This window comes from Bacillus oleivorans (assembly GCF_900207585.1).
GTDB lineage: Bacteria > Bacillota > Bacilli > Bacillales > JC228 > Bacillus_BF > Bacillus_BF oleivorans.
The window spans coordinates 526,760-552,633 of the sequence record NZ_OAOP01000001.1; the positions used below are offsets into that span (position 1 = coordinate 526,760).

The window sequence follows — 25,874 nt, forward strand, 5'->3', positions numbered from 1 at the left end:
CCCTCTATTATATTTCAATCGTTTTGTTACCCTCGATTAAATTCGTTAACTGCTGGATGTTAGCAAAAGGGCTAGAAGAAACAATTTTGCTTAATCCTTGCATACCCGTACTGATTAAATCCTTGTCTCCGTCTTTTAATCCCTTATCAATAATTTCGAAAGACTTATGAATAGCTGAACTTCTTTCATCAAAAATTCGATCAAATACTTTGTGATAGAGCTCGTATTTCTTCTCAATTTCTGATAAAAGTATCGTTTTTTGCGCTTCGATTTTCGCTAATTCGCGTTCAGTCATTTTCGATTCTTTGTAAGCATCCGTCAGCTTTTCAAAAAAATCTAATACATCCGCTGCCGGCAGAATTTCCGAGACCTCATTTAATTTTTCTAAAACTTTACCAGAATCTTTCTTTGAAAATAATTTATCAAACATCAGTAGCAGCTCCTATTCTTCGAAGACTTTTGTGTCAATTAACATCGCAAAATCACTGGCAATCCCGCCAATGTATGCGATCTGCCGGTAGTCTTTTTTTGAAAAGTAATTACCTCTAAAAACATTTTTTCTAACCCATTTAACAAATCTTGATAGGACGGGTACTTTATAAATTTCTTTATATACTTTTTGAAACTCTAGATCGAAAACTTGAGTTAATTTTTCCAATGAAACGATTAGTTCTTCGGATCGTTTTTCTATCAAATCTAATTTTAGCAGATTTTCTCGAATTTGATCCAAGACCTTAACAACTTTAACCATATCCTTTTCAATCTCATTTATTTTTTTATTGGCTTGTACATGAGAAAAAATCCCGGTCAAAGCAAGAGCGGGGATCACGACCAATCCGCCGATTACAGCAGATCCTGCTGCCATGCCACCGCCGCCAACAGCAGTTGCTCCGCCACCAAACCATGCCAGCGTTGCGTTCGTAGCGGCTGCACCTGATAGCCCTGCGATAGCGGTTCCAGTTGAAGCTGTTCCAAATGTGGAAACAAGGGCCCATGCCCCGACAGCTGTTCCGGCTCCAGAAGAGATTCCTTTTGTTGCATTCATTGCCATTTCGCCAGCCGAGATAGTAGAATCGATTTGATCAAAATTGATAGATTCTATTTCATTGCCAAGACTTTTAAAAGCAAACTCCCTGTCTTTCCCTTTTAAATTATTGGAGATCTTACTGATTTTTTTAAGGGATTTTACGGATTGTATTTTTATTTCGATTACCTTTTCTAAGGTTTGATTGACCGTACCCCTTTTACTTTCCATTTCTTGATAGAGTGATTGATACTCATATTGTAAGTCTTCAAACTCTTCGATTTTCCTTTCAATTCTCCCAGCTGCCCCGAAAGTAATTATGTTTTTAATTAAACTCATTGTGTCTCCTTAAGTGAAATCTATCATTATTAGGACTTTTATCCCTATTATAATAGAGTGTGGTTAATATTGGTACTATTGGAAAGGATTTTTCAAAATGAAAATAGGCATGCAAAAGGACACGTCCACCTTAAAAAAGGGAACGTGTCCTATTAATTTTTAAAATCATCAGAAGAGCGGAGCCAAGAATAGATCCTCCTCCTGCTCCAACAATCGTACCAATTGTACTAGAATGCTATCCGACTAGAAGTAAAAGGGAATGGAACCATTGTAGATCAAAACGGAAAATTACCGACTGAAAATGAATTAGCTGAAACCTTTCAAGTAAGTCGTGTAACTGTTAGATCGGAAAAGAGGGAGCGGGACCTTTCTCAAAAGTAATAATTCGGAAAACTGGGTCGGGGAACTAATGGGTTTCTCTGAATCATTCGAAGCTGCCGGTGTTCAACATGGGACAAAAGTACTGTATAAAGGACGCAATCATAATCCTGAGGAAAAAATAAAAGCACAGTTAAAAACAGGTGAAGTTTGGGAGCTTAAGCGTCTTCCATTTGCCGATGGGAACCTATTGACATCGAACATTCCTATTTTCCAATCGAAATCGGAATCGAGATTAGTAAACAAAAAGATCTCAATCAAATATTGACCTATCGATTCATTGAGCAAGAGCTAAACATCAATTTACACGAAGCCAAGCAAATTGTAAGTGCGGTAAATGCTAGCCGTGATGAAGCAAGAACTCTAAATATCCCCATTGGTGACGCACTTCTTTATACGGAAAGTCTATCCCTTTCAACTATAGGTGAACCCGTAGAATATTTGCAATCTGTATATCGTTCAGACTACTTCCTTAACTCGAATTCATAACCTGCGAGATTTCTAAATCGACTGCACACTGGGCAGTCGTTCTGTTTTTTCAGCCCATAAAAAGTTGTATCTTAAAAATTAAAGTAAAAAGTAGGAAAGGAAATAGTCAAAACATTAAAAAAATTATTGCATTAATTATCAAATGTGCTAATAATAGATGTAACAATAAAGTTTTTACACCCTATCTTCTAAAACAAGAAGTATTAACTTCTAACCTCTCAGTTTTTACAAACTCTCAAAAAGCTCCAAGACCATACTCTAATAAAACTCTGACTTACCATCCTATTTCAAACACACATCATAATTGTCTTACGTCCAAGAGGATCGCATAACGAATATGTGCAGCTCTAGCATATGTTTTATTTAATGATTCGAATTCAGAAATTCTCGAAATACAGGTTTCCCCCTCTAAAATTTATCTTAAAAGTGAGGTTGATATTTTATGTATGCCGATCTTAACGGTACTAGAATTTTCTTTGAAGTGGACGGAACCGGCTGGAAAAAAGAAGGAGATAAATTGGTTGATAAACCTGTGTGTTTTGTATTGCATGGTGGCCCTGGCGGTACACATTTAGGCTTTCGTCCCCATTTCAGCCAATTAAATGAAACGCTTCAGCTGGTATATATAGATAACCGGGGCAGCGGCTTTTCTGATCGAGGTCCACAAAAATCCTACACTCTAGAAAATAATGTGGAAGACGTAGAAGCACTGAGAAAATACTTAGGTTTTAAAAAAATCTATTTACTGGGGCACTCTTATGGCGGAATGGTAGCGATGAGTTACGCCTTAAAGTATCAGGACAATCTCGATGGATTGCTTTTGCTGACTACATCTCCAAGCTCTAGTTTTTTGGAAAAAGCAAAAGCTTTTGTTGAAAAGAATGGTACTGAGGAGCAAAAAGAAATGGCAAATGTTTTATGGAATGGAGCGTTCCAATCCTTAGATCATGTAGCGAAATACTACCAGGTAATGGGTCCGCTTTATTCTAAAAAACAGTCAGATGTCGATACACCGCAAGCTGCTGTTTTAGGGCATAGATCATATGAGGCTTTAAATGAAGGGTTTGGAAATTTCCTCCGTTCTTTCGATATGAGAGATCAATTAGAAACTATATATGTTCCAACCTTGGTTATGGCGGGGAGATATGATTGGATCACCCCGGTTGAAGAATCTGAACAAATTGCTTCCCTTATTCCAAACAGCCGACTCGTTGTGTTTGAAAATAGCAGCCATAATGTTCACGTGGATGAAACGGAAACATTTTTTGAAACGGTTTTAACTTTTATTAATCATACAGGAGGTAAAAAGATGAGTAAGGTCGATTCATTGCCAGGGTTCGAAGAGGCAGCACAAAAACTTGTCGAAAAGTATCATATTCCTGGAACCTCAGTAGCTCTCGCAAAAGAGGGAGAAGTTATTTATCAGACATCATTTGGATTTCGAAATGTAGAGAATGCATATCCAATCAATGAAGATACCGTTTTTGGGATTGGATCCATCACAAAATCCTTCACCTGCGTAGCAATCATGCAGTTGCAGGAGCAAGGCAAACTACAGGTGCATGATCCCATTATTCAATATTTACCTGAATTTAGGCTGAAGGATTCTAGCACTGTAAAAGAATTGACCATCCATCATTTAATGACACATTCTGCTGGAATCCCTCCATTAAGTACCTTGTATTACGCTATGAGAAGAACCATGGAAATAGATCCTTCAGTCAAAGACTACAAAAGCCTATTAGTGGACGAGAAGGATAAAGATTATATCGATACGTATGAGCAACTAATGGATTTTATTGCAAATGAGGATGTAGAGCTGCTTGGAAAGCCGGGAAAACATTTCAGCTATTCAAATGATAGCTATGCCTTATTAGGATGCATCATCGAACGAGTGAGCGGAGAATCGTATGAACAATATGTATATGATCATATTTTAAAGCCATGCGGAATGAATCGGAGTTTCTTCACCATAGATGAGTATGGAGCAGATGGCAATGTATCAATGAGTTATGCCATTGAATCAGTTGATGACAGAAAGCGGGTGTATGAGGCCCCTATTTGGTGGGATGCTCCTGCTATGAGGGCTGCGGGGTTTTTAAAGTCAACAGCGAAAGATATGTTGAAATATGCAGAAATCTTTCGGAATGGCGGCGTAGTGAATGACAAGCGGATTTTAAATGAATCAAGTGTCAATGAAATGATGAAGCATCACATTAAGATTCAGCCTGGTAAATTTTATGGATATGGATTAATGATTACAGAAGATTATTTTGGAACCAAATTAATTGAGCATGGCGGGAATTTAAAGGCCATTGCAGCACAAATGAGTATTTTGCCTGAGGAAGGAATCACAGGAGTCATACTTACTAACCTAGCGGGCGTTCCGGCATCAAGGATTCTGGAGCTGGCTTTCAATGATTTACAGGGGAGAGATCCAAATACGTCCCATATGGACTTAAAAGAAGTCGAGCTGCCTTTAGCCATTTTGGAGAAATATGCTGGGGATTATGTATCCAATGAAGGCACGAAAGTATCGATTGGAATCGAAAATGAAAAACTGACTTTTACTTATCAGGGAAATGTACATCCAATCAAGCCCGTTGGAGAGAATCTCTTCCTGGCTAAAGTAAATGATTTATTTGAATTGTTACAGATTCATAGAGACGAAAATGGCAATGCAGAGAGTATTACTTGTCATTATCGAAAATTCCCAAAGGTAAGCAGTAAACAATTGACAAAGGAAATCTAAAGAAATCGGGGGTATAGTGGCATGAGGATTTTAATTGGACAAATTGCACATGAAACAAACACGTTTTCCAACGTTAAAACAGATAAAAAGGCTTTTTCACTGTGGGGCTGGGATACTGGCGAAACAATCACCACAAAACATCACAGCGTCAGGAACTATCTCGGGGGGATGATTGCACAGGCCGAAGAATTAGGAATAGAGATCATCCCAACCTTTGCAACATTTGCTTATCCTTCAGGTGTGATAACAAAGGAAACGTATGAAGCCTTAAAACTAGAACTGTTAAATGGCATACAAAATGCTAAAGATTACGATGCAATATGTCTAGCCTTACACGGTGCAGGTGTAACGGAAACGACTGAAGATCTAGAGGGGGATCTGCTTAAAGAAATCCGGAAAATAGCAGGCTATGAAGTTCCTGTCGTCATCACACTTGATCTCCACGCTAATGTAACACAAACAATGGTGAGCGAGGCGGATGCCATTCTCGGAAATCATCTGTATCCTCATACTGATTCTTATGAAATTGGGATCGAGGCTGTAAATGTAGCACAAAAAATAGTTGAAAACGGGCTCAAACCAACCATGCATTTAATCAAGCTGCCTTTAGCAATTCCGACATCAACTACTAATCTATCACCAGCAAAGGATGTCAATGACCGTTGCTTTGAATGGGAAAAAAACAGCAGATTGATAGATTGTACGTTTTATCACGGGTTCCCATATACCAATATTTCCGATTTTGGTGTCAGTGTTTTAGCTACATCCCTTAATGACCCGGAGATCGCTAGAGATGCAGCTCAAGATGTAGCCTCTTATATCTGGGAGCAAAAAGAGGCTTTTTTCATAAAGCAGCCATCTCCAAAAGAAGCAATTGCTCAAGCGTTACAGCATCACGGACATCCGGTTGTGCTTAATGAAACCTCTGATAACCCCGGTGGAGGAACACCTGGTGATGGTACTTATCTTTTACGGGCATTAATAGAGGAAAAAGTTGAAAAAGCTTGCTTTGGCTTTATTTACGACCCAGAAGTAGTAGATATTGCTTTTCGTGCCGGGGTTGGAGCGAATATCGAGGTGGTGCTTGGAGGAAAAACGGATCAGCTGCATGGGGAGCCGATTCCACTGATAGCGTACGTGAAATGTTTAACTGACGGTAACTTTATTCAGTCTTCACCAATGGGTAAAGGCGGACAAGTTAATCTTGGCCGATCTGTACGTCTTCAATCTGGCGGTGTTGACATCATCGTTTGTTCCGTCAGATCGCAAACACTTGATGAACAAATCTTTTTGCTGCACGGAATAGATGTATCCGCCTATAAAATTGTTGCCTTAAAATCTAGTCAGCACTTTAGAGCTGGCTTTGAACCGATTAGTTCAAAGATTATTACGGTTGACTCTCCAGGATTAACTACTTTAGATTTTACTGCCTTCCAATATACAAATCTCAGAAAAAATATCTATCCTATAACGGAAGTATCACAAGAATCTATCAGAGTGATTACAGGTTAAGCAGCCTTAGGTTCAAAACAATATGGAGAATAGGAGAGTGAATTAAAATGAAGAAATATTATTTACATGTACTTTTTTTACTATTGGCTGTCTTCATCTTCACTGGATGCAAGCAATCAGGCAATACACAGCCGACAGATGGAGGCTCAGGACAACAGTCAGATGGCGGCACGATTGTTGTTACATCAGTCCGTGAACCCGATACGATTGATGTTCAAAGGACAACATGGGTCGATGATGCAAATGCTCATCTCTATGAACCTCTTGTTCGGTTTGATTTTGAAGGAAATATTGTTCCTGCATTAGCTGAGGATTATCAAGTTTCTGAGGATGGAAAAGTTATTTCCTTTACTTTAAAAGAAGGAGCTGCTTACCATACTGGTGAACCAGTTACAGCTGAAGCTGTTAAAAAATCGTTTGAACGTTTTCTCGAATCAGCTCCTACGAGTTATATGCTTGGTCCAGTTGAAGAGATAGTAGCTGAAGATGACCGAACAGTTGCATTTAAATTTAGTGAGCCGTTTGCTCCGTTCCTTAGTAATGCAACCGTTGCTTATTTAGCACCGTTAGATCCCACGGTTATTGATGAATACGGAGAAGATTTTGGAATGCATGCCAGCAGTACTGGCATTTTAAAACTATCAGAAATTAGCAGAGGCTCCTCTATTACATATGAAACCTTTGACGACTTTAATATTGGTCCGGATTACGCTCAAAATAAAGGAGCCGCGAATTTCGATAAAGTAGTTTTCCGATTTATTCCAGATGATGATACAAGATTATTAGAATTCAAAAGTGGAAATACACAAGTGATGCTTTCAGTCCCTCCAAACTATATAGCAGAATTGGAAAGCGATCCAAATACAGAATTAGCTAGATCTTTAGCCAATGGCCATGTATATCTTGGTTTTAATAATAAAAAAGAAAAATTCCAAGACATAAGAGTCAGAAAAGCAATCGCATTGGCCATTGATCGTACACCTATTGTGGATTTTGCTTTGGAAGGTGCAGCACAGCCAATCTTTGGGCCATTACCTCCAACTATTCCGGGCTATAACCAAGAGGTGGAAGATTATGCCGCTGAGATGTATGCACAGGATATAGAAGAGGCTAAAAGCTTGCTTGCTGAAGCAGGGTATGATGAGTCCAACCCATTACAAGTAGATCTGTGGGTAACGCAAGAGCCTGTCATGCAGCGTATTGCTCAAATTATTCAGAATCAGTTAAAAGAAGTGGGGGTTGAGATGAACATCTCTGTGCAGGAAGATGCAACTATTCGTGCTCAGTCACCTGAAGGGGTTCATGAAATGCTTTTATGGACATATGGCTGGTATGATGCTGACATTCTTCACTCCATGTTTGGAAGAGGTCTTTCAACACGAGTTCATTATCAAAATGATGAGTTAATTTCGATATTAGAAGAGGCACGTGTGACAATGGATCCTAAACAAAGAATGGAACTTTATAAAGAAGCGCAAATGATTCTAGTAGATGAATCTCCATGGGTGCCATTATTTGTTCGGGAAAATGTAGTAGCGTATCGGGATTTGGAAGGATTCAAGCTTCACCCGATAACTGGACAAATTATTTGGTCAGATGTCAAATTAAAATAGGATGCCTTAAAAAATAAGGAGATGGAAAGGTAATGAAGCCTTTCCAATCTTCTTTATTTTAAATTTTTTGGAATGTAAGGAAGTTACTCGTCATATGTCAATCATCTGATAGTTATATAGGGGGGATATACCTTGTATAAGTATTTACTTAAGCGTTTATTTACGATGCTTCTCACCTTATTTGGCGTTTCCATTCTTGTATTTTTGATGGTTCATTTTATTCCCGGTGATCCAGTCCTCACTATATTAGGAGAATTTGCGACTGAAGAGGCTATTCGAAATTTAGAAAGCTCGTTAGGACTTGATCAGCCACTTTATATACAATATTTAAACTTTATATTTAGTGCAATACAAGGTGATTTAGGAACCTCTTATCTTACTGGGATCCCTGTATTACATGAAATTATAAATCGCTTCCCAATTACCTTTCAATTATCAGTATACAGTTTACTGGTTGGATCAGTAGTAGGAATCGTTATGGGAACAGTAGCAGCCGTTAAACAAAACACCATATTTGATCGATTTGCTATGGTCATTTCGTTAATTGGAATTTCTGCACCAGGATTTTGGATCGCGTTATTTTTAATCTATATTTTTTCCTATCAATTAGGATTATTTCCGATATCAGGGTATGAAGGGGTGTATTCTTTAATTCTGCCATCCATTACATTAGGACTTGGGGCAGCAGGAAATATCGCCAGAATGGCACGTTCAAGCTTACTTGAAGTTATTAAACAGGATTATATGCGTACTGCAGAAGCTAAGGGGGCAAATGGTTTCCGTATGATATTAGGACACGGCCTGCAAAATGCTTTTATCCCAGTCATTACTGTAATTGGACTACAATTTGGCAGTCTCCTGGCAGGTGCCGTAGTAACTGAAACTGTTTTTGCCTTACCGGGTATTGGCAGCCTTGCGGTTGACGCCATTGCTACGAGAGATATGCCAACCATTCAGGGACTTGTATTGTTCATGGCATTTATGTTTATCCTTGTAAATCTATTAGTGGACATTATCTATAGTTTCATCGATCCAAGAATCAAGTACGAGTAGAAAGGAGGAAAGCTAATGAGTCAACTTGCAACAGACACGAAAACAAAAGAGTCGGTAATGGGTCCTGAAGAAATTGTTAAACGGAAGGCATACTGGGGAATGGTGTGGAAAAGATTGAGGGCAAACAAAGGAGCTTTATTAGGTGCAGGACTTCTACTTTTTTTTATCCTCATATCCTTGTTAGCTCCTATCCTAGCACCATATCCAATCGAGGAAATGATAATGGAAAATCGTTTTTTACCCCCTTCCAGTGAGCATTGGTTAGGAACGGATGAATTCGGAAGAGATATTTTATCCAGAATTATGCACGGTGGCCGTGTTTCACTAATGATGGGGCTTGTTGCTGTTTCCATTGCAGGAATTATTGGTGTCATTTTAGGTGTTGTTTCAGGGTACTATCGTAAACTAGATATATACATCATGCAAGTGATGGATATCTTACTAGCTTTTCCTTCCCTTTTATTGGCAATAGCCATTATAGCTGTACTCGGTGTAGGACTAACAAATGCAATGATCGCTGTCGCCATTTCTGTTATCCCGTCTTATGTAAGAGTAGTTCGGGGAGCAGTCTTGTCTATTCGAGAAAAAGAGTATGTTGAAGCAGTTCGAGCGTTAGGTATCAGTGATTTTAAAATTATATGCAAACATATTCTGCCAAACGTGATGTCGCCAGTTATTGTCTTATCTACTTTACAATTCGGTACAAGTATCCTTGCAGCTGCTTCACTCAGCTTTCTCGGTTTAGGTGCGCAGCCTCCTACTCCCGAATGGGGTGCCATGGCTTACGTAGGGAAATCATTTTTGCTTAGTGCCTGGTGGATGTCACTATTTCCGGGACTTGCGATTATGTTAGTGGTACTTGGGTTTAACTTATTAGGTGACGGACTTAGAGATGCACTTGATCCGAGAATAAAGTAATTTTCAAAAAGACTGTGGGGAGGTAACAGGATGACATCTGAAACTCAAATAGTAATGAATGCCGATACAGATAAATCAGGTATTTCCAGCAATCTTTTGGACGTACAAGATCTAACGATTAAATTTAATACTGAAGATAAAAAAATGGTTACAACCGTAAATAAACTAAGCTTCAGTCTTAATAAAGGAGAAACCGTAGCGCTTGTTGGTGAATCTGGCTGCGGAAAAAGTGTAACATCACTTTCAATCATGGGGCTAATTCCAAAGCATGCTGGAGTTGTTCAGGGGAGTATTAAATTAAATGGGAAAGAGCTAAATGGGCTGAAACCAAAGGAAATTAGAGAGATTCGCGGTAAAGATATCTCTATGATATTTCAAGAACCGATGACCTCCCTGAACCCTGTACATAAAATTGGGGACCAAATTGGTGAAGTGATGCAATTACACGAGAATGTTACCAAAACTGAAGCCAAGAAAAGGACTATTGAAATATTGAAAAAAGTGGGAATTCCCCGTCCGGAAAAAATAGTAAAGGAATTCCCGCACCAATTATCAGGCGGCATGAGGCAGAGAGTTATGATTGCCATGGCTATGGCATGTAATCCTAAACTATTAATTGCCGATGAACCAACCACAGCACTAGATGTAACGATTCAAGCCCAAATTCTGGATTTAATGAATGGGCTGAAAAAACAGTTTAATACTACGATCTTATTAATTACTCACGATTTAGGTGTAGTGGCAGAAATGGCCGACCGGGTAATGGTTATGTATTACGGCCAAATTGTAGAGGAAGCCGACGTTTATACACTATTTGCTGCACCAAAACATCCTTATACTCAAGGTCTGTTAAATTCAATCCCTAGTTTAGACGAAAAAAGAAACAGGCTTGACCCAATTGAAGGAAATGTGCCAAGTATCGGAGAAATTACAAAAGGCTGTCCTTTCAAAAATCGCTGTAAACATACACTAGATAGATGCTCTGTGGAGAATCCGCCTCTTTATTCGTTTGGGAATCAAACAGTAAGATGCTGGCTATATGAGGGGGAAGGGAAATGAGTACGAACTTACTTGAAGTGAAAAATATAAAAAAATATTTTCCAATTAATAATGGATTATTCAAAAGAAGTAAAAGTTTTGTGAAGGCAGTTGATGGAGTTTCTTTTACTTTGGAAATAGGGGATACACTTGGCTTAGTTGGAGAAAGCGGCTGCGGGAAATCAACTACTGGCCGTAGTATTCTTCGGTTAATCGAACCCACTAGCGGGTCTGTTAAGTACAAAGGTGAAGAAGTTACATCGATGTCTAAAAGTGAATTAAGAAAACTTCGAAAGAATATGCAAATCGTATTTCAGGACCCGTACGCATCCTTAAATCCAAGAATACAAATTGGTGCCATTTTAGAAGAGGCTCTTTCTACCCACAAAATTGGCCGGAACTCAAAAGAAAGGAAATCTATTGTTATCGACCTACTTCAAAAGGTGGGTCTTAATAAAAGTGCTGTGGACCGTTACCCACATGAATTTAGCGGCGGACAAAGACAGCGTATTGGAATTGCACGAGCAATCGCGGTTAATCCGTCACTAATTGTGGCAGATGAACCAGTTTCTGCACTGGATGTATCGATCCAGGCACAGATTTTAAATTTATTTCAGGATTTACAGGAACAAATGGGTTTAACCTATATCTTTATTGCCCATGACTTAAGCGTAGTTAAACATATTAGCAATAAGATTGGGGTGATGTATTTAGGAAGAATGGTAGAGTTTGCTTCAAAAGAACAGCTGTTTTCAAACCCATTACACCCCTATACACAAGCTTTGATGTCAGCTGTACCTATTCCAAACCCAACCGTTAAAAAAGAGAGAATTATTTTAAACGGGGATGTTCCAAATCCATCGAATCCTCCAACCGGCTGTACTTTTCACCCAAGATGTCAAGCATGCATGAATGTTTGTAAAGAAGTAACTCCAAAACCGATTGAAATCAGTCCAGGACACGTGGTTTCCTGTCATTTGTTTGATTCTAAAATGATATCTAATTAGAAATGTATGATAAGGAGAAATGAATGATTAAAATTAGACAGCAGATTAAAGAACAATACAATGATTTAACACAAAGCCTTAAAATTGCAGCAAACTTTATACTGGATAACCCAAAATTAGTAGCATTGTACCCAGCTAAAGAAATTGGAAGGCTATCAGAAACAAGTGAAACAACGGTCATACGATTGTGCTATGCACTAGGGTATTCCGGTTATTCTTCATTACAAGAGGAGATTCGAAAAACACTCCTTTTACCAGTTGAAGAACCGTTTCAAGCACTCAAAAAAGGAATAGAAATACAGGAAAATGTTATAAGTCATGTTGTAGAGCAGGACATCAAATTTATAAAAAAAACCTTTGAAGAAATAGAAGAAGGTCTGTTTCTAGACGCTGTCAAAAGTATGATTTCTGCCAAAAAAATTGTAATAGTCGGACTAAAAGGTTCTTATGGTGTGGCTAATTGGCTTGCTTATAGCTTAAACATTGTGAGAGGTAATACGATTTTATACAAAGGCGATATAGATGATGCCAACTATTTATTAACTGAGATGACTGAAGAATGGTTAATTATCGCGCTTTCGTTTCCAAGATATGTGGAACAGACGATCTCTTTCGTAAAAGCATCGAAGGAAAAAGGGGCTAAAATTCTATCAATTACAGATCATGAGCTTTCGCCAGTAGGGGTTTTATCCGATATCACTCTCAAAGTAATTACCCAAAATCCCACTGGATTAAAAGGTATGCCCGTAATCACTTCCGTACTAAACGCTCTAGTTTCTGGGGTTATGGTAATAGATAAGAAAAATGTAGTGGAACGCGTGGATAAATATAATCAGACGAGTGAGCATTATTTTACATTTCATCGTTTGGATTAAGTTTTTTAGGAATGATTTATAGATTAGTAGTGGGAGGAATTGGTATGAACAGTCAAATTAATAGTTTAAAAGATTTTGAGGCTTATGCTGAAAAATTAATCAATAATTATCAGATTCCTGGAGTAGCCATAGGATTAGCCCATCATGGGGTTCCTATTTATGAAAAAGGGTTCGGATATAGAAATATTGAGAAAAAGCTTCCCGTTGCGATGGACACTATTTTTGGAATAGCTTCAGTAACAAAATCTTTTACATGTGTCGCCATTATGCAGCTTCAGGAACAAGGCCAATTAAATGTTCATGACCCTGTTGTTAAGTATTTACCAGAATTCACTACTCGTTCAGATTATACGAATCAAATGACAATTGAACATTTTATGACTCATACTGCAGGACTGCCGCCGCTTCCTTCATTAATTTATGCCAAAAAAAGAAGTCTCGATGCTGATCCATCTGTAAAAGATTACCCTGGGTTACATATAAAAGAATATGATAGCCAGGGGCCTATTGATACCTATGAGCAATTAATGGAGTATATCGGAAAATTAGATTTTGAGCTTCTCGGAGAACCGGGAACCGAATTTAGTTATTCCAATGATGCATACGGGCTGTTAGGAGCCATTGTCGAACGTGTGAGCGGACTCTCATATGAAAGTTATGTGAAGCAATATATTCTGGAACCATCTGGTATGAAAAATACTTATTTTGATATTGAAGAAATCAAAGACTACGAAAATATTACTTCTCTTTATGCAGCTAAAAAACAGGAAAATGGCGAAACCTTCGTATATGAAGCACCTATTTGGTGGGAGTCACCGGCAATGAGGGGAGCCGGAGCTTTAAAGTCAACCGTTCATGATATGCTAAAATATGCTGAAATTTTTCGAAACAAAGGCAAAGTAGGAGAACATCAAATTCTAACATCTGAAAGTGTAGAAGAAATGATAAAACCTCGGATTCAATTTACACATGGAAGGTATTATGGATATGGGCTAATGATAACCCCAGATTTTCATGGAGTTACACTCGTGGAACACGGGGGAAATTTAAAAGGAGTTGCTTCGCAAGTTTGCATCATTCCTGAGAAAGGAATTACAGGAATGATTTTAACAAACCTTGCAGGTGTTCCAGCTCCAACTATCATGAGTGCTGCTTTAAATGACCTCGAGGGACGTTTAATTACTGTCTCACCTTTTACTTTTGAGGAAGTAGAGGCATCTCTGGAGCTATTAAGGGATTACGAAGGAATTTATCAGTCAATGGAAGGAATGGAATTAGAATTTACTGCGAATAACGGCAGCTTGGAAGTATCTGCACAAGGTACATCCTATCCAATTAAAAGTATGGGTTCGGATATGTTCGTGGCGAATGTGAGGGACCAGACCGAAGTAATCCGTTTTATAAGAAATGATCAAGGAAAAGTTGTACGTGTAGCCTATCATTTGAGGCAAGTTCCAAAAGTAGAGTAGAAGAACTGGGGCCTTTCCTCTGTACGCTCATGTTGATCTATGACAAGGAAAGCGAAGAAAATATTAATTCTTTGAGGGAGTGTGGCCGGATGAGTTTACAAAAGACGAATATGGGTTTACAGCAAATGCTGAACGAGATTGTACAAAGCAGTTCTGGGACCTACGGTGTGGCGGTGAAGCACTTGGACACGGGGGAGTTCGCTGGCGTTAATCAACATGAACGATTCCAATTGGCCAGTACGTTCAAGATTCCGATTTTAGTAACGCTCTTTCGTGATGTAAATTCCGATAAACTGGAATTGGAAGATATCGTTACCGTACAAGAAGAAGATATTGTGATAGGCTCCGGCGTGATTCAACATTTGCATCCTCGAGTGCAATTCACAATCAAGGATTTAGCGACACTGATGATTATTGTCAGCGATAACTTGGCTACCGATCTGATTTTAAAGCTCGTGGGTACAGAGAACGTAACATCTTATATGAAAGAGCTTGGTTTATCCAATACCTTTATTCATTTCAGTTGCCGGCAGTTACTTAATCTAAGTATCGGACTCGATTTAAATTCCTTCTTAAGTGCAGAGGAGGTACGATTTGTTAAGTGGGATTTCGATTATGAGAGCCTTATCTTTCAAGGTGATTCTCGCAATAACGTGTCAACGCCAGTTGAGATGGCTATGCTTGTAGAGAAAATCGCCAGAAAAGAAATCATTTCCGAGAAATCATGTGACGCTATGTTAGACATTTTGCTAAAACAGCAATTTAACAGCCGTCTCCCTTATTTGTTGCCTAGCAGAACGAAAGTGGCACATAAAACGGGAACAATCGGCAACGTGATCAACGATGTGGGCATAGTTTATTTACCTGAAGGTAATGGTGCCTTTTCGATTGCAGTTTTATCTAAAGAGAGTGTTTCCATGGAGGAAGGGGAACGTACCATCGGACGCATTGCCAAAGCTGCTTATGATTACTTTCTAAAAAGATAACGGAGTGAAACGGAGGGACGGTTCTTTTGTTTCATTCCAAATTCTGAAACGCAAGAACCGTCCCCATGTTTCACCGAATCGCCCCATGAGGCAATACAGCATGAACCCCCTTAACCCCATTAACAATCTGCGTGATTCTTAAATCCACGGCCACACTCGCTAATGCTGTGGCTTCTGTTTTATCTATACTATAAAAACTTTGCATGAGTTGAACCATTTGATCTAGAGCTACCGCAGTCGCCTCATTAAGGTCTTCGCTAAATCCAAATGTAATCCAGCCGGAAGGCGTCTTGGCTCTTGGCATGGTTAGCTGCATGTCTTCATGGACAATTAAGGTAATGTCAACGAAATCCATTGGACACTCAATTGCAGTCCCCGACACTTCTCCATCTCCTTGGAGAGCATGCCCATCTCCAATAGAGAAGAGAGCACCCTCAGCAGAAACAGGTAAAAATAAGCTGCTTCCTTTTACTAATTCTTTGCAGTCAATATTTCCGCCACAGTACCGGGGCGGTGCAGTAGGGTGGACACCAGGTTCTTTCGGAGCAACGCCCATAACTCCCATAAATGGTGAAAGGGTAACAGTAAATGCCCGGTCGCCAATTTTGCAGTTGCCCGTCATCTTTACGGAATCTAGTTCCCAGTCTAGTTGAACCCGTTTTTCTTTTACTAACCCAAGCTTTTCGTTCTGCCAGCTTTGCACGCCGCCAGCCCAGTTTTGCCCATACCAGCCTGGAACCAGATCATTTATTTTAACCTCAAGAACTGCACCGGGCTTCGCACCTCGAACAAAGATAGGTCCAATCAGCGGATGGCCTGGCCGCTCCTCTTTTTCTCTCGAACTATAAAAGACTCTTTCTTCTGGTTTTGAACTAGAATAGCCCCATTGGATATCTGTTGTTTTTAATTGAATTGAATCTCCTGAATCCACAGTTAATATCGGCTGATATTCTCTGCTAAAGCTGCCGTGCAGGTTATCATTATGTAATGAAAGCAATTGATGAATCAAGGTTTTCACTCCTGTAGGGTTGATAATTTATTTTATCATAAACTGTAGCGAGTCCTAGATGCATTCATTTGGTGAGGGCCAATCTCATAACTACATATAATTCCCATATTTTCAGTAAACTTCCTTCCCTTTATAATAGGTAAAAAGACACAATGAAGAGGGAAGAGATCCATGCACCAAACTAGTGAATTGGCCCAACATAGCAGTGAAACTAAAACCTGCCCACAATGCAAGAAACAGATGCCGGTAGCATCAGAGTACATAACCTGGTGTGAGTATTGTGATTATAATGTAAATCCGGCGATCCCCGAAGAAAGTACTCCGATTACACGGCTATACGAAAGGCTGGGTGAACGTTTAGGAACAGCGATTTCCACTATTTATACCTGGTTTGACCTCTTGTATCCTGAAAAAGCTACCAATGGTGAGAGAGAAGATGGGGTGTCACTGCTAGAGGTTCCAGCCTACTATTTTATGAAAGCCATCTCTTTCATCCCTTATAGCTTGATTTATTTGCTGACCTTCTTCCTTTATCGAAATAAGCAAGTGGCAGAGTTTAAGGCAGAATTGTTTGAAGCGGAAGTAACCGGAACACATACAGCCATGCGAACATTAGAAAAACTGCATTATGGGGATTTATTTGCCTACATTAGTAGAAAAGTAGCGTTAAATAAAGAAAAATTAAATCTGTTTACGGAACTAAGAAGCAGAGTAGCGAATCTCCCTGAAAGAGAACGAAAAAGACTAAAGCGGAAAACAGAACTCGAAAAGACGAGAATTGATACGACCCATCCGACCACTCGATTGAGAATGAATCTTTTAAAAGCCAAAACGGTACATCCGAAAATTAAATTGACAAGCTTAGAGGTAAGCGCCTTGCAAAAAGAACTCGAGAAATTGGAAGAACCAATCCAAGAAAAAATTATCGACGAAATCAAATATGAACTATATCAATGGTAGAACATGAAGAGCCTCTCTATTTTTATAGAGGGCTTTTTATTTTGTATATCGCTATTCTGTGCATTAATGCTTTAATTTGGCAGAGGACTGACACTAAATAAATTATTAAATTGCCCCCATTTTTGTTTATATTTTCTATTCAAATTATTCGAAATATTATATTGATTTGAAATTTTAATGGTGGTAGGATGAAACTTAAATATATTTCTAGATGTTTGATTTCTAGAATTTCAATTCTGGAAATATTCTACATTAGGGGATTGGGATCATTTATATATCAATAGGAGGAGTTAGATGATGGAGAAACTGTTGACTAAGTTAGATGAAGTGTACGATGAGATTGTTCAGATTCGGCGTTATCTACATCAATATCCAGAGCTTTCTTTTCAAGAAACCAAAACAGCAAATTATATTGCTGTTTATCATGAAAAGCTGGGGCATGAGGTTCGGACGGGTGTAGGCGGTAATGGAGTTGTAGCATATTTAAAAGGGGACAAGCCTGGTCCGACCGTAGCGCTTCGTGCTGATTTTGATGCTCTTCCGATTCAAGAGCAGACGGATGTTCCATTTAAGTCAGTAAATGATGGGGTCATGCATGCATGCGGTCACGATGGCCATACGGCTTCACTGCTCGGCTTAGCTAAAGTTTTAAATAGTATGAAGTCTGAGATCGAAGGGACAGTTGTTTTTATTCATCAGCATGCGGAAGAACTGCCGCCTGGGGGTGCCATTTCCATGATTGAGGATGGCTGTTTGGAAGGTGTGGATGTGATTTTTGGCACCCATTTGCAGGCCCAGCAGCCATTAGGTGAAATTGGCTACCGTGTTGGACCATTACAAGCAGCCCCAGACCGTTTTGATATTGTGATTCAAGGCAAAGGCGGGCATGGTGCTGCCCCGCATGAGACAAAGGATAGTATCGTGATTGGCGGGCAGTTAATCGGAAACCTGCAGCAAATTGTCAGCCGGAGAGTGGATCCGCTTGAATCTGCCGTTGTTTCTGTTTGTAACTTTGAAGCTAAGAATCCTTATAACGTTATTGCGGATACGGCAAAACTTACGGGAACGGTTCGGACTTTTAAGGAAGAGATTCGTCATTTTATAGAAAAAGAGATTGAGAGAGTTGTCAAAGGTACATGTCTCGTTTCGGACGCGAACTATGAATATACGTATACGCGCGGGTATCCTACAACGGTAAATCATAAAGAGGAGACGGAATTCGTTGCGGAACTGGCAAAGTCAGTGCCAGGTGTTGAGTCGGTAAGAGAAACCGAACCGATTATGGGCGGGGAAGACTTTTCTTATTATTTACAAAAAGTGAAGGGGACGTTTTTCTTTACAGGAGCAAGAAATCCTGAGTGGGAGACAGCTTACCCGCATCACCATCCGAAATTTGATCTCGATGAAAGGGCGCTCCTAATTGCTGCTAAAGTTTTGGGCGCAGCCACTTTGCAGTACATGAGAAATGGAGTGAAGGCGGAAGTGTCAGCTGAAGCATAAGGGAATACGAAAAAAGAGATTGGAGAGGAGCTGACAAATATGACAGCACAAGTACAGAGTTTATGGAAAGACTGGCGAGTTCATGCCTTAGTATTAGGGATTGTGTTAGTGACCGAAACCATCGGAATTCACCAAATTCCACTGGGGCCAGGTGTGATTTTATTATTGCCGATGCTTTACGCCGTCATTATAGGAGTGGGGTTATACTTTACACCGCTTGTCAAAGAAAAGCAGGCTAAAAATGCGGAATCCCTTGTGTTTTTATCAGTTACGCTGTTAGTTGCAAAGTTTGGTGTGCAGGCTGGACCTGCCCTGCCGCAGCTAATTGAAGCCGGGCCTGCTTTATTGCTTCAGGAAATTGGAAACCTTGGCACGATTTTTTTAGCCCTCCCAATAGCGGTTTTACTCGGAATTAAAAGAGAAAGTATTGGTATGACTCATTCGATTGGGCGCGAACCGAATGTCGCCTTAATTACGGATAAATATGGTTTTTCTTCGCCGGAAGGCCGCGGAGTCATGGCCATTTATATTTTTGGTACAGTTTTTGGAGCCATTTTTATGGGATTGGTGTCAGGATTTTTAGCCACTGTAACCCCGATTCATCCATTGTCCTTTGCGATGGCAACAGGAATTGGAAGCGGAAGTATGGCAGCCGCTGCATTAGGACCACTTGTTGCAGCCTATCCGGATATGGAAGCGAATTTAATTGCTTTTTCGGGGGCTAGTAACTTAGCGACATCAGTAACGGGATTATATGTAAGTATATTTGTGGCCTTGCCATTAACGGAAAAGCTTTACGAATTAATGACGAGAAGGAAGAATAAAAAAGCAGAGCCAGGTGCCAGTGTGGGGGTGAAGTAGATGTTAAAGAGCATTCAAGAATGGGTGATGGTGTTAGTCATTATTGGAGCAGTAGTGCTTATTGGGAACTGGATTGGCTATAATGTAGTTCCATTACAAGCGCTCCCGGGAATGGCCGTCTTAGCTCTTATATGTTTAGTTGGTTTAATCATTCATAAGTTACTTCCATTAAACATCCCAAGTGTAGCCTACATTGGACTTCTCGGGTTTATCTTGACAATACCAGGTATGCCAGGTCAGGAAAAAATTGTAGAATGGACAGCCCATGTTAACCTTCTTGCTATTGCAACACCCATTTTAGCTTACGCCGGTATTGCCATTGGCCGCTCCTGGTCTGACTTCTCGAAACTCGGCTGGAAAACCATCATTGTCGGTATGTGCGTCCTGCTTGGCACATTTCTCGGTTCCGCCATCATTGCAGAGGTCGTGTTAAGGATGCAGGGAATTATTTAAAATTCAGGTAAAAGCTGATTAATAACACTCTGTCACTACAATGTTAGTGGCGGGGTGTTTTTTTAGTTTAGCAAATTTCAACAGGTGCCTGTCATACCCCGAAATTTCTTGTTTTACAGGGATGTTTGACAAATTGGAAAAAACAGTCTATGTCGAAATTTCCGAAAATTGTAGAAAATGTGTCGAAGTTTCTGATATACTATCGAATAACGGAAGTTATAAGGAATATTTCCTTAATTGTTCGTCTTTTTATATTTACATAAAAAAGGAAGGGTGAGGTAGATGCCAAGTACTATTAAGGAGACTATCCAAGAGATTCTGGAGGATATCGTCGCCTTCCGCAGAGAGTTACACGAATATCCCGAGTTGAGCGGGGAAGAATATGAGACTTCAAAAAGAATCCAGCGAAAGTTAGATCAATATCACATTCCTTATGAAACAGGATTTGCTGGGACGGGTGTATTAGGAATTATTAAAGGCGGGAAGCCCGGAGGTACGGTTGCACTGAGAGCAGATATTGACGCACTTCCGATTATGGAGAAGACCAATTTGGAATTTACCTCTAAGCATTCAGGTAAAATGCATGCATGCGGTCATGATGTGCACACAGCTATGCTGCTAGGGGCAGGAGCTGTCCTTAATCATAGAAAAGAAGATCTAGAGGGTACGATTTTGCTAGTATTTCAGCCTGCTGAGGAAAATGCACCAACAGGCGGTGCCAAACAAATGATGGAAGATGGAGTTTTTCATAAATATAAACCTGACGCAATTCTGGCACAGCATGTTTGGCCGGATCTTCCAGTCGGACAGTTTGGAGTAATGCCTGGTCCCATGATGGGAAATTCAGATCGATTTAAAATTGTCGTCAAAGGTGCGAGCGGACACGCCAGTATGCCTCATCAAACGGTAGACGCGGTAGTAGTTGCGAATCAAGTCATTTCAGCCTTACAGACGATTGTCAGCCGAAACGTAGATCCAATGGATTCTGCTGTCCTTACAATTGGAAGAATCGAGGGAGGTTATCGATACAATGTGGTGGCTGATGAAGTGACTCTTGAAGGAACGGTTAGAACCTTTCGAGATGACACTAAAGAGATAGTAAAAGAAAGGCTGCACACGATTGTAAAAGGTGTAGTCGATGGCATGGGTGCTGACGCAGAAATTCAGTATTATAACGGTTACCCGGCTACAGTTAACACACCCGAGTGGGCGGATCTGGTCAAAGCGACAGCCCAGCGATTGTATGGCGAGTCTTCCGTTCCTCATTTACGTCCGTCAATGGGAGGCGAGGACTTTGCCCGGTTTTTACAAAAATACCCCGGCGCTTATTACTGGCTTGGAACCTCAATCGGGGAGGGACAAAAACCCTTGCATGACCCGTATTTTATCGTAAACGAAGATGCGATTCCGCTTGGGATTGAATTGATGGCACAGACAGCCACTGAGGGATTGAAGCAGATTCAAAAAAGAGCAGAGGTGAGTGAAGCATGGTTGAACGTCTAGAACATTTTATTCAGACAGTTAGTCCACATCTCTTAGAAAGACGGAGAGAGTTTCATCAATGGCCTGAGGTCGGCTGGACCGAATATGTGTCGACTTATAAAATTGGAACGATTTTAGAAAAACTAGGCTTCAAGCTAACGGTTGGAAAAGAGGCAATCACCTCTAAAGAGCGTTTAGGCGTTCCAGCAGAGTCAGAGATTGAGAAAAATGAACAGCAGGCTCGGCAAATGGGAGTTCCTGACGAGTGGATGGAGAAAATGGAGGGCGGCAACACGGGGTTAGTCGCCCAATTTGATACTGGAAAACCGGGCAAGCATGTTGCAATGCGATTTGATATTGATGCTCTTCCAATCAAAGAAGCAAAAGAAGCGGGTCATGCACCTTTTGCAATAGGATTTGTTTCAAAGCATGAAGGTTCAATGCATGCTTGTGGCCACGACGGCCATACGGTGATTGGACTTGGAGTAGCAGAATTTATTGTTACATTTCAGGAGGAGTTGTCAGGACGGTTTACCTTGTTATTTCAGCCTGCTGAAGAAGGCGGCCGCGGAGCCATTACGATGGTGGAACGGGGCTGGCTTAATGATGTGGACTTGTTTTTAAGCGGACATATTGGGATTCATTCTATACCAGTAGGTGAAATCGCAGCTACTTCAACGAATTTTTTAGCAACGACCAAACTGAATGTCATCTACCGGGGAAAGTCTGCTCATGCTGGTCTTGAACCAAACTGCGGAAGGAATGCGCTTTTGGCAGCTGCGGCTGCAAGCCTACATTTAAATGGAATAACCCGTCATGCTGAGGGTGCTACTAGAATTAATATTGGAAGATTAGAAGCAGGAAGTGGCCGCAATATTATCGCGGATTACGCGAGAATGGAAATTGAAACACGGGGACAGACAACAGCGCTTAATGAATACATGGTAGAGGAAGCGGTCCGAATCATTAAGGCTTCCGCAGATCTATATGGGGTCCAGGTTGAATCGGAAGTAGCGGGAACAGCAATTTCAGCTGATTGCAGCCAAGTGCTGATTCCAGTCATTGAAAAGGCCTGTGAATCTAGTAAATCGATTACCAAAGTGCACCAGTCCTTACCTTTAGGGGCTTCAGAAGATGTCTCATTCATGATCGATCGTGTCCAAAAAAATGGAGGACAAGCTACCTTTCTGCTATTTGGTTCACCTCTACCAGCTGGACACCATCACCCGCGTTTCGACTTCGATGAAAATGTTATCCCAGTCGCAGTCGAAACATTTTCCAGAATCCTGCTAGAAACAAAGTGAAACGGAGGGACGGTTCTTCTGTTTCAGTTTTACTGCTGAACCTGAAACGCAAGAACCGTCCCCTTGTTTCACCCCATTGAATACCGTTTGGGAGAGTGAATGGAATGAAGGATTGGCTTGAAGAGAATTTAAAGAGGTTGAATCTTGTTGAATCTATGGAGCAGCCGGGTGGTTTTACTAGATTGGGTTATACGAAGTCTGAGACGGAAGCGATTCGGGTGTTTGAGAAGGTCGCAACTGAATTAGGATTAACACTCCAATATGATACAGCGGGGAATGCGATTGCCAGATGGGGTGGCAGTATTCCTGATCTCCCAGCTGTTGCCGTCGGATCTCACCTAGATACGGTTGCATCTGGAGGAGGTTATGACGGAGTAGCAGGCGTTCTTTGCGGGCTGGGTGCAGTGAAATTTTTGCAGGACGCAGGATTTAAACCCACCTGTCCGATTGAGGTTATTTGCTTCCGGTCTGAGGAATCCTCCCGTTTCGGAATTTCCACGATAGGAAGTAAAGCAATGGCCGGGCTCTTAGATTTAGAGATTGGTAGTATCAAAGATTCTGAAGGAACAACCATTCAAGAGGCTGTTGAAAATATAGGGTTAGACTGGAGCCAGTTTCCCAAGGCGGAAAGGTCACGTCAGGAAATCAAGTCATTTGTTGAACTGCATATTGAACAAGGGACGATTCTTGAGGAAAGCGGGAAGGACTTTGGCGTAGTTCAAGGCATTGCTTGTCCAATTCGGTTAAAGGTTCAGACAGTAGGACAAGCGGGACATACCGGTACAACCCCTATGAATAGACGCAAAGACGCTTTAGTGGCTGTAGCTCCACTGATTTCATTTGTTTCGGAGACTGCCAGAGAATTGAGTGAAGCTGGTGAAGTTCCGGTTGTTGCAACCGTTGGTACGATTGAAGCAAAGCCGAACGTGATGACGGTAATTCCTGGTGTCGTGGAAGTAGGGATTGATATTCGAAGTGTGTCTGACTCCTTAAAAAATCAGGTAGCTGAAAGAATTCGCCATAAGTGTGAAGAGCTAGAAAAGCTGTTTCAGGTAAAATTTTCAGTCTCAACGCTTGTCCATAATCCTTCCGTTTTATTGGATCCAGGGGTGCAGAAAAAGTTAGCCAAAGCTTGCGAAGATGCTGGTTTTACTGGTATGAGGATGAATAGCGGAGCTGGCCATGATGTTATGAACATGGCAGCCAAATGGCCATCTGGACTTATTTTTATACCTTGTAAAGCTGGACTTAGCCACCACCCAGATGAATATGCCACTGTTGATGACTTAAAAATGGGAATGGAAATATTAGCAAGCTATTTACGGCAAGAGAGCGGGTGTAACGAGTGAAGATTCGAGTCGGAGTCGTAGGGCCTAAAGATTCTGTACAAAAGATGATAGAGGCCGGCAAGGATTTTCAAGAAATCGACCTGATTCCATTTACTTATGAAAAAACAGAAGAAACGGAAGCGATTATTAACAAAAATCGCGATCTGATACACCACTGGTTTTTTTCGGGACAGGCACCCTATTATTATGCTCTATCAAAAGAAATTATTTCGGAAGAGGAAGGGAGCTTTACACCCTTAAATGGATCTAGTCTGCTCGGAACGCTGCTGAAGGCGTTTATGAAGGAGGGTAAAATTTTAAACCGTCTTAGCCTTGATACGATTCAAGTTGAAGAAATTGAGAAGGTGAAGGAATCTTTCTCCCTCCATAATTTAACCATCTATACCAATCCGTACTATGGGTATATTCCTGCTTTAAAACTTATTGAGTTCCATAAAAACCTGTATGAAGCAGGACAGGTCGATGCGGCTATTACCTGTTTGAATTCTGTTTATACAGCTTTAACTGAAATGGGTATTCCAGCCTTTCGTGTCGTCCCATCTGAATTGGCAGTTCATCGGGCGTATAGCTTTATTAAAGAACGTGCCCAGACCAATCTGTTTCGGAAAGCGCAGCTAGTCATGCTTGGAGTCGAAGTTATTTTTCCTAGCCCATCTGCAGCGGATTATCCAATCTCTTTTAAACGAAAGCATCAGGTGCTTGAATTAAGGCGGGTCTTGCTTGATTTTGTTGAAGAAATTAATGGCTCAATTGTAGAAATAGGGGATGGTCTATTTTACATCTACTCGACTCGCGGAGAATTGGAGCTCTTAACGAAAAGCAAGTCCATCTTCTCTATTATTGAGGAGTGTAAGATCAATAGCCAGCTTTCGGTTCGAATAGGCATCGGTTATGGGTTGACTGTGCTAGAAGCAGAGGAACACGTCCGCATTTCCTTTGAACATGCCAGAGCAGAAAAATTACCGGTGGTGGTGATTACAAATGAAGATAAGGAGGTGAGGAAGCTACTAGATTTGGAGGAGCAGGTTATGTTCCAGATGAGAAGCAAGGGAGCCGAATGGGAACAACATTTCAAGGATGCCGAAATTAGTTCATCTCTTGCCGCTAAAATTCAATCTCTTTCGCACCATTATGAACAAACCGAACTGACCTCTCACGAATTGGCCCGATGGCTTAAAAGCACAGAGCGCAACGCCCGCAGAATTCTATGTGAACTGGAACGGATTGGCCTTGCCCAAGTCACAGGGGAAGAATCTTTCGGCCGCGGAAGACCGCGAAAAATCTACGAACTAAGGTTTTAGGCACCTTTTAGCAGGTGCCTGTCAATACCCGGATTTGGTTGAAAGCAACCCGACAGGTACCTGTCACCACCCGAAATTTATAGAAAACAAATCGCCAGTGAATCTGTCAAAAACCACTCGAATTTTCTTGTTTCATAAAAAATGTGTTCCTTGGATTGTACCTCGTACAGAGAGATTTATTTACTAATTGCAAAGGAGAGTG

At 40.7% G+C, this 25,874-nt stretch carries 24 protein-coding genes; 21 read left to right on the forward strand and 3 right to left on the reverse strand.

Going from position 1 to position 25,874, the window contains the following annotated elements:
• Positions 1-7: 7 nt before the first annotated feature.
• Together CRO56_RS02500 and CRO56_RS02505 are read right to left on the reverse strand one after the other, a co-directional pair.
• Complete coding sequence (locus tag CRO56_RS02500) at positions 8-430, reverse strand: hypothetical protein (protein WP_097157005.1); 423 nt, start codon at positions 428-430, stop codon at positions 8-10.
• A gap of 12 nt (positions 431-442) precedes the next feature.
• A complete protein-coding gene (locus tag CRO56_RS02505; protein WP_097157006.1) occupies positions 443-1,363 on the reverse strand; it encodes a hypothetical protein in 921 nt (306 codons plus the stop codon).
• A gap of 267 nt (positions 1,364-1,630) precedes the next feature.
• On the opposite strand from CRO56_RS02505, the gene CRO56_RS23550 reads away from it, so the two are divergent.
• The 13 genes from CRO56_RS23550 (at position 1,631) to CRO56_RS02575 (ending at position 15,453) form a co-directional block, all read left to right on the forward strand.
• Entirely contained in the window at positions 1,631-1,744 is a 114-nt protein-coding gene (locus CRO56_RS23550; protein WP_425427168.1) for a GntR family transcriptional regulator, read from the forward strand.
• A 28-nt stretch (positions 1,745-1,772) separates the two neighbouring features.
• Positions 1,773-2,009 (forward strand): GntR family transcriptional regulator, encoded by a 237-nt coding sequence (locus CRO56_RS02515; RefSeq protein WP_097157007.1) that lies wholly within the window; start codon positions 1,773-1,775, stop codon positions 2,007-2,009.
• Positions 1,976-2,230: a UTRA domain-containing protein gene (locus CRO56_RS23555; protein ID WP_425427169.1), complete on the forward strand. Its 255-nt coding sequence runs from the start codon at positions 1,976-1,978 to the stop codon at positions 2,228-2,230. The genes CRO56_RS02515 and CRO56_RS23555 overlap by 34 nt, the downstream gene beginning before the upstream one ends.
• A 442-nt stretch (positions 2,231-2,672) precedes the next feature.
• Positions 2,673-4,982, forward strand: a complete 2,310-nt coding sequence (locus CRO56_RS23170; protein WP_245855548.1) for an alpha/beta fold hydrolase — start codon at positions 2,673-2,675, stop codon at positions 4,980-4,982.
• A 21-nt stretch (positions 4,983-5,003) separates the two neighbouring features.
• A complete protein-coding gene (locus CRO56_RS02535; RefSeq protein ID WP_097157009.1) occupies positions 5,004-6,494 on the forward strand; it encodes a M81 family metallopeptidase in 1,491 nt (496 codons plus the stop codon).
• Positions 6,495-6,541: 47 nt separating this feature from the next.
• On the forward strand, positions 6,542-8,107 hold the full coding sequence (locus CRO56_RS02540) for an ABC transporter substrate-binding protein (protein WP_097157010.1): 1,566 nt from the start codon (positions 6,542-6,544) through the stop codon (positions 8,105-8,107).
• Positions 8,108-8,239: 132 nt separating this feature from the next.
• A complete protein-coding gene (locus tag CRO56_RS02545) occupies positions 8,240-9,160 on the forward strand; it encodes an ABC transporter permease (protein WP_142305178.1) in 921 nt (306 codons plus the stop codon).
• A gap of 15 nt (positions 9,161-9,175) precedes the next feature.
• The gene (locus CRO56_RS02550) at positions 9,176-10,078 is read left to right on the forward strand and encodes an ABC transporter permease (protein ID WP_097157011.1); all 903 of its coding nucleotides are present in this window, start codon (positions 9,176-9,178) and stop codon (positions 10,076-10,078) included.
• 30 nt (positions 10,079-10,108) lie between these two features.
• Positions 10,109-11,137, forward strand: coding sequence for an ABC transporter ATP-binding protein (locus tag CRO56_RS02555; protein ID WP_425427161.1), 1,029 nt, complete (start codon positions 10,109-10,111; stop codon positions 11,135-11,137).
• Positions 11,134-12,123: an ABC transporter ATP-binding protein gene (locus CRO56_RS02560; protein WP_097157012.1), complete on the forward strand. Its 990-nt coding sequence runs from the start codon at positions 11,134-11,136 to the stop codon at positions 12,121-12,123. Before CRO56_RS02555 ends, CRO56_RS02560 begins: the two co-directional genes overlap by 4 nt.
• A gap of 23 nt (positions 12,124-12,146) precedes the next feature.
• Positions 12,147-12,998, forward strand: a complete 852-nt coding sequence (locus tag CRO56_RS02565) for a MurR/RpiR family transcriptional regulator (RefSeq protein ID WP_097157013.1) — start codon at positions 12,147-12,149, stop codon at positions 12,996-12,998.
• A gap of 44 nt (positions 12,999-13,042) precedes the next feature.
• A complete protein-coding gene (locus CRO56_RS02570) occupies positions 13,043-14,467 on the forward strand; it encodes a serine hydrolase domain-containing protein (protein ID WP_097157014.1) in 1,425 nt (474 codons plus the stop codon).
• Positions 14,468-14,556: 89 nt separating this feature from the next.
• Positions 14,557-15,453 (forward strand): serine hydrolase, encoded by an 897-nt coding sequence (locus CRO56_RS02575; RefSeq protein ID WP_245855549.1) that lies wholly within the window; start codon positions 14,557-14,559, stop codon positions 15,451-15,453.
• Positions 15,454-15,523: 70 nt separating this feature from the next.
• On the opposite strand, the gene CRO56_RS02580 is transcribed toward CRO56_RS02575, so the two are convergent.
• Entirely contained in the window at positions 15,524-16,462 is a 939-nt protein-coding gene (locus CRO56_RS02580) for an acetamidase/formamidase family protein (protein WP_097157015.1), read from the reverse strand.
• A gap of 171 nt (positions 16,463-16,633) precedes the next feature.
• Between CRO56_RS02580 and CRO56_RS02585 the strand changes: the two genes are divergently transcribed.
• The 8 genes from CRO56_RS02585 (at position 16,634) to CRO56_RS02620 (ending at position 25,672) form a co-directional block, all read left to right on the forward strand.
• Positions 16,634-17,422 carry a hypothetical protein gene (locus CRO56_RS02585; protein ID WP_097157016.1) on the forward strand — a complete coding sequence of 263 codons (789 nt, stop codon included), beginning with the start codon at positions 16,634-16,636 and terminating at the stop codon, positions 17,420-17,422.
• A gap of 297 nt (positions 17,423-17,719) precedes the next feature.
• Complete coding sequence (locus tag CRO56_RS02590; RefSeq protein ID WP_097157211.1) at positions 17,720-18,922, forward strand: M20 family metallopeptidase; 1,203 nt, start codon at positions 17,720-17,722, stop codon at positions 18,920-18,922.
• Positions 18,923-18,961: 39 nt separating this feature from the next.
• On the forward strand, positions 18,962-19,783 hold the full coding sequence (locus CRO56_RS02595) for a DUF3100 domain-containing protein (RefSeq protein ID WP_097157017.1): 822 nt from the start codon (positions 18,962-18,964) through the stop codon (positions 19,781-19,783).
• Positions 19,784-20,236, forward strand: a complete 453-nt coding sequence (locus tag CRO56_RS02600) for a hypothetical protein (RefSeq protein WP_097157018.1) — start codon at positions 19,784-19,786, stop codon at positions 20,234-20,236.
• A gap of 282 nt (positions 20,237-20,518) precedes the next feature.
• Complete coding sequence (locus tag CRO56_RS02605) at positions 20,519-21,739, forward strand: M20 metallopeptidase family protein (RefSeq protein ID WP_097157019.1); 1,221 nt, start codon at positions 20,519-20,521, stop codon at positions 21,737-21,739.
• Positions 21,724-23,022 carry an amidohydrolase gene (locus tag CRO56_RS02610; RefSeq protein ID WP_097157020.1) on the forward strand — a complete coding sequence of 433 codons (1,299 nt, stop codon included), beginning with the start codon at positions 21,724-21,726 and terminating at the stop codon, positions 23,020-23,022. Before CRO56_RS02605 ends, CRO56_RS02610 begins: the two co-directional genes overlap by 16 nt.
• Positions 23,023-23,126: 104 nt before the next feature.
• Positions 23,127-24,371 (forward strand): M20 family metallo-hydrolase, encoded by a 1,245-nt coding sequence (locus CRO56_RS02615; RefSeq protein WP_097157021.1) that lies wholly within the window; start codon positions 23,127-23,129, stop codon positions 24,369-24,371.
• Positions 24,368-25,672 (forward strand): helix-turn-helix domain-containing protein, encoded by a 1,305-nt coding sequence (locus CRO56_RS02620; protein WP_245855550.1) that lies wholly within the window; start codon positions 24,368-24,370, stop codon positions 25,670-25,672. Before CRO56_RS02615 ends, CRO56_RS02620 begins: the two co-directional genes overlap by 4 nt.
• Positions 25,673-25,874 lie beyond the last annotated feature (202 nt).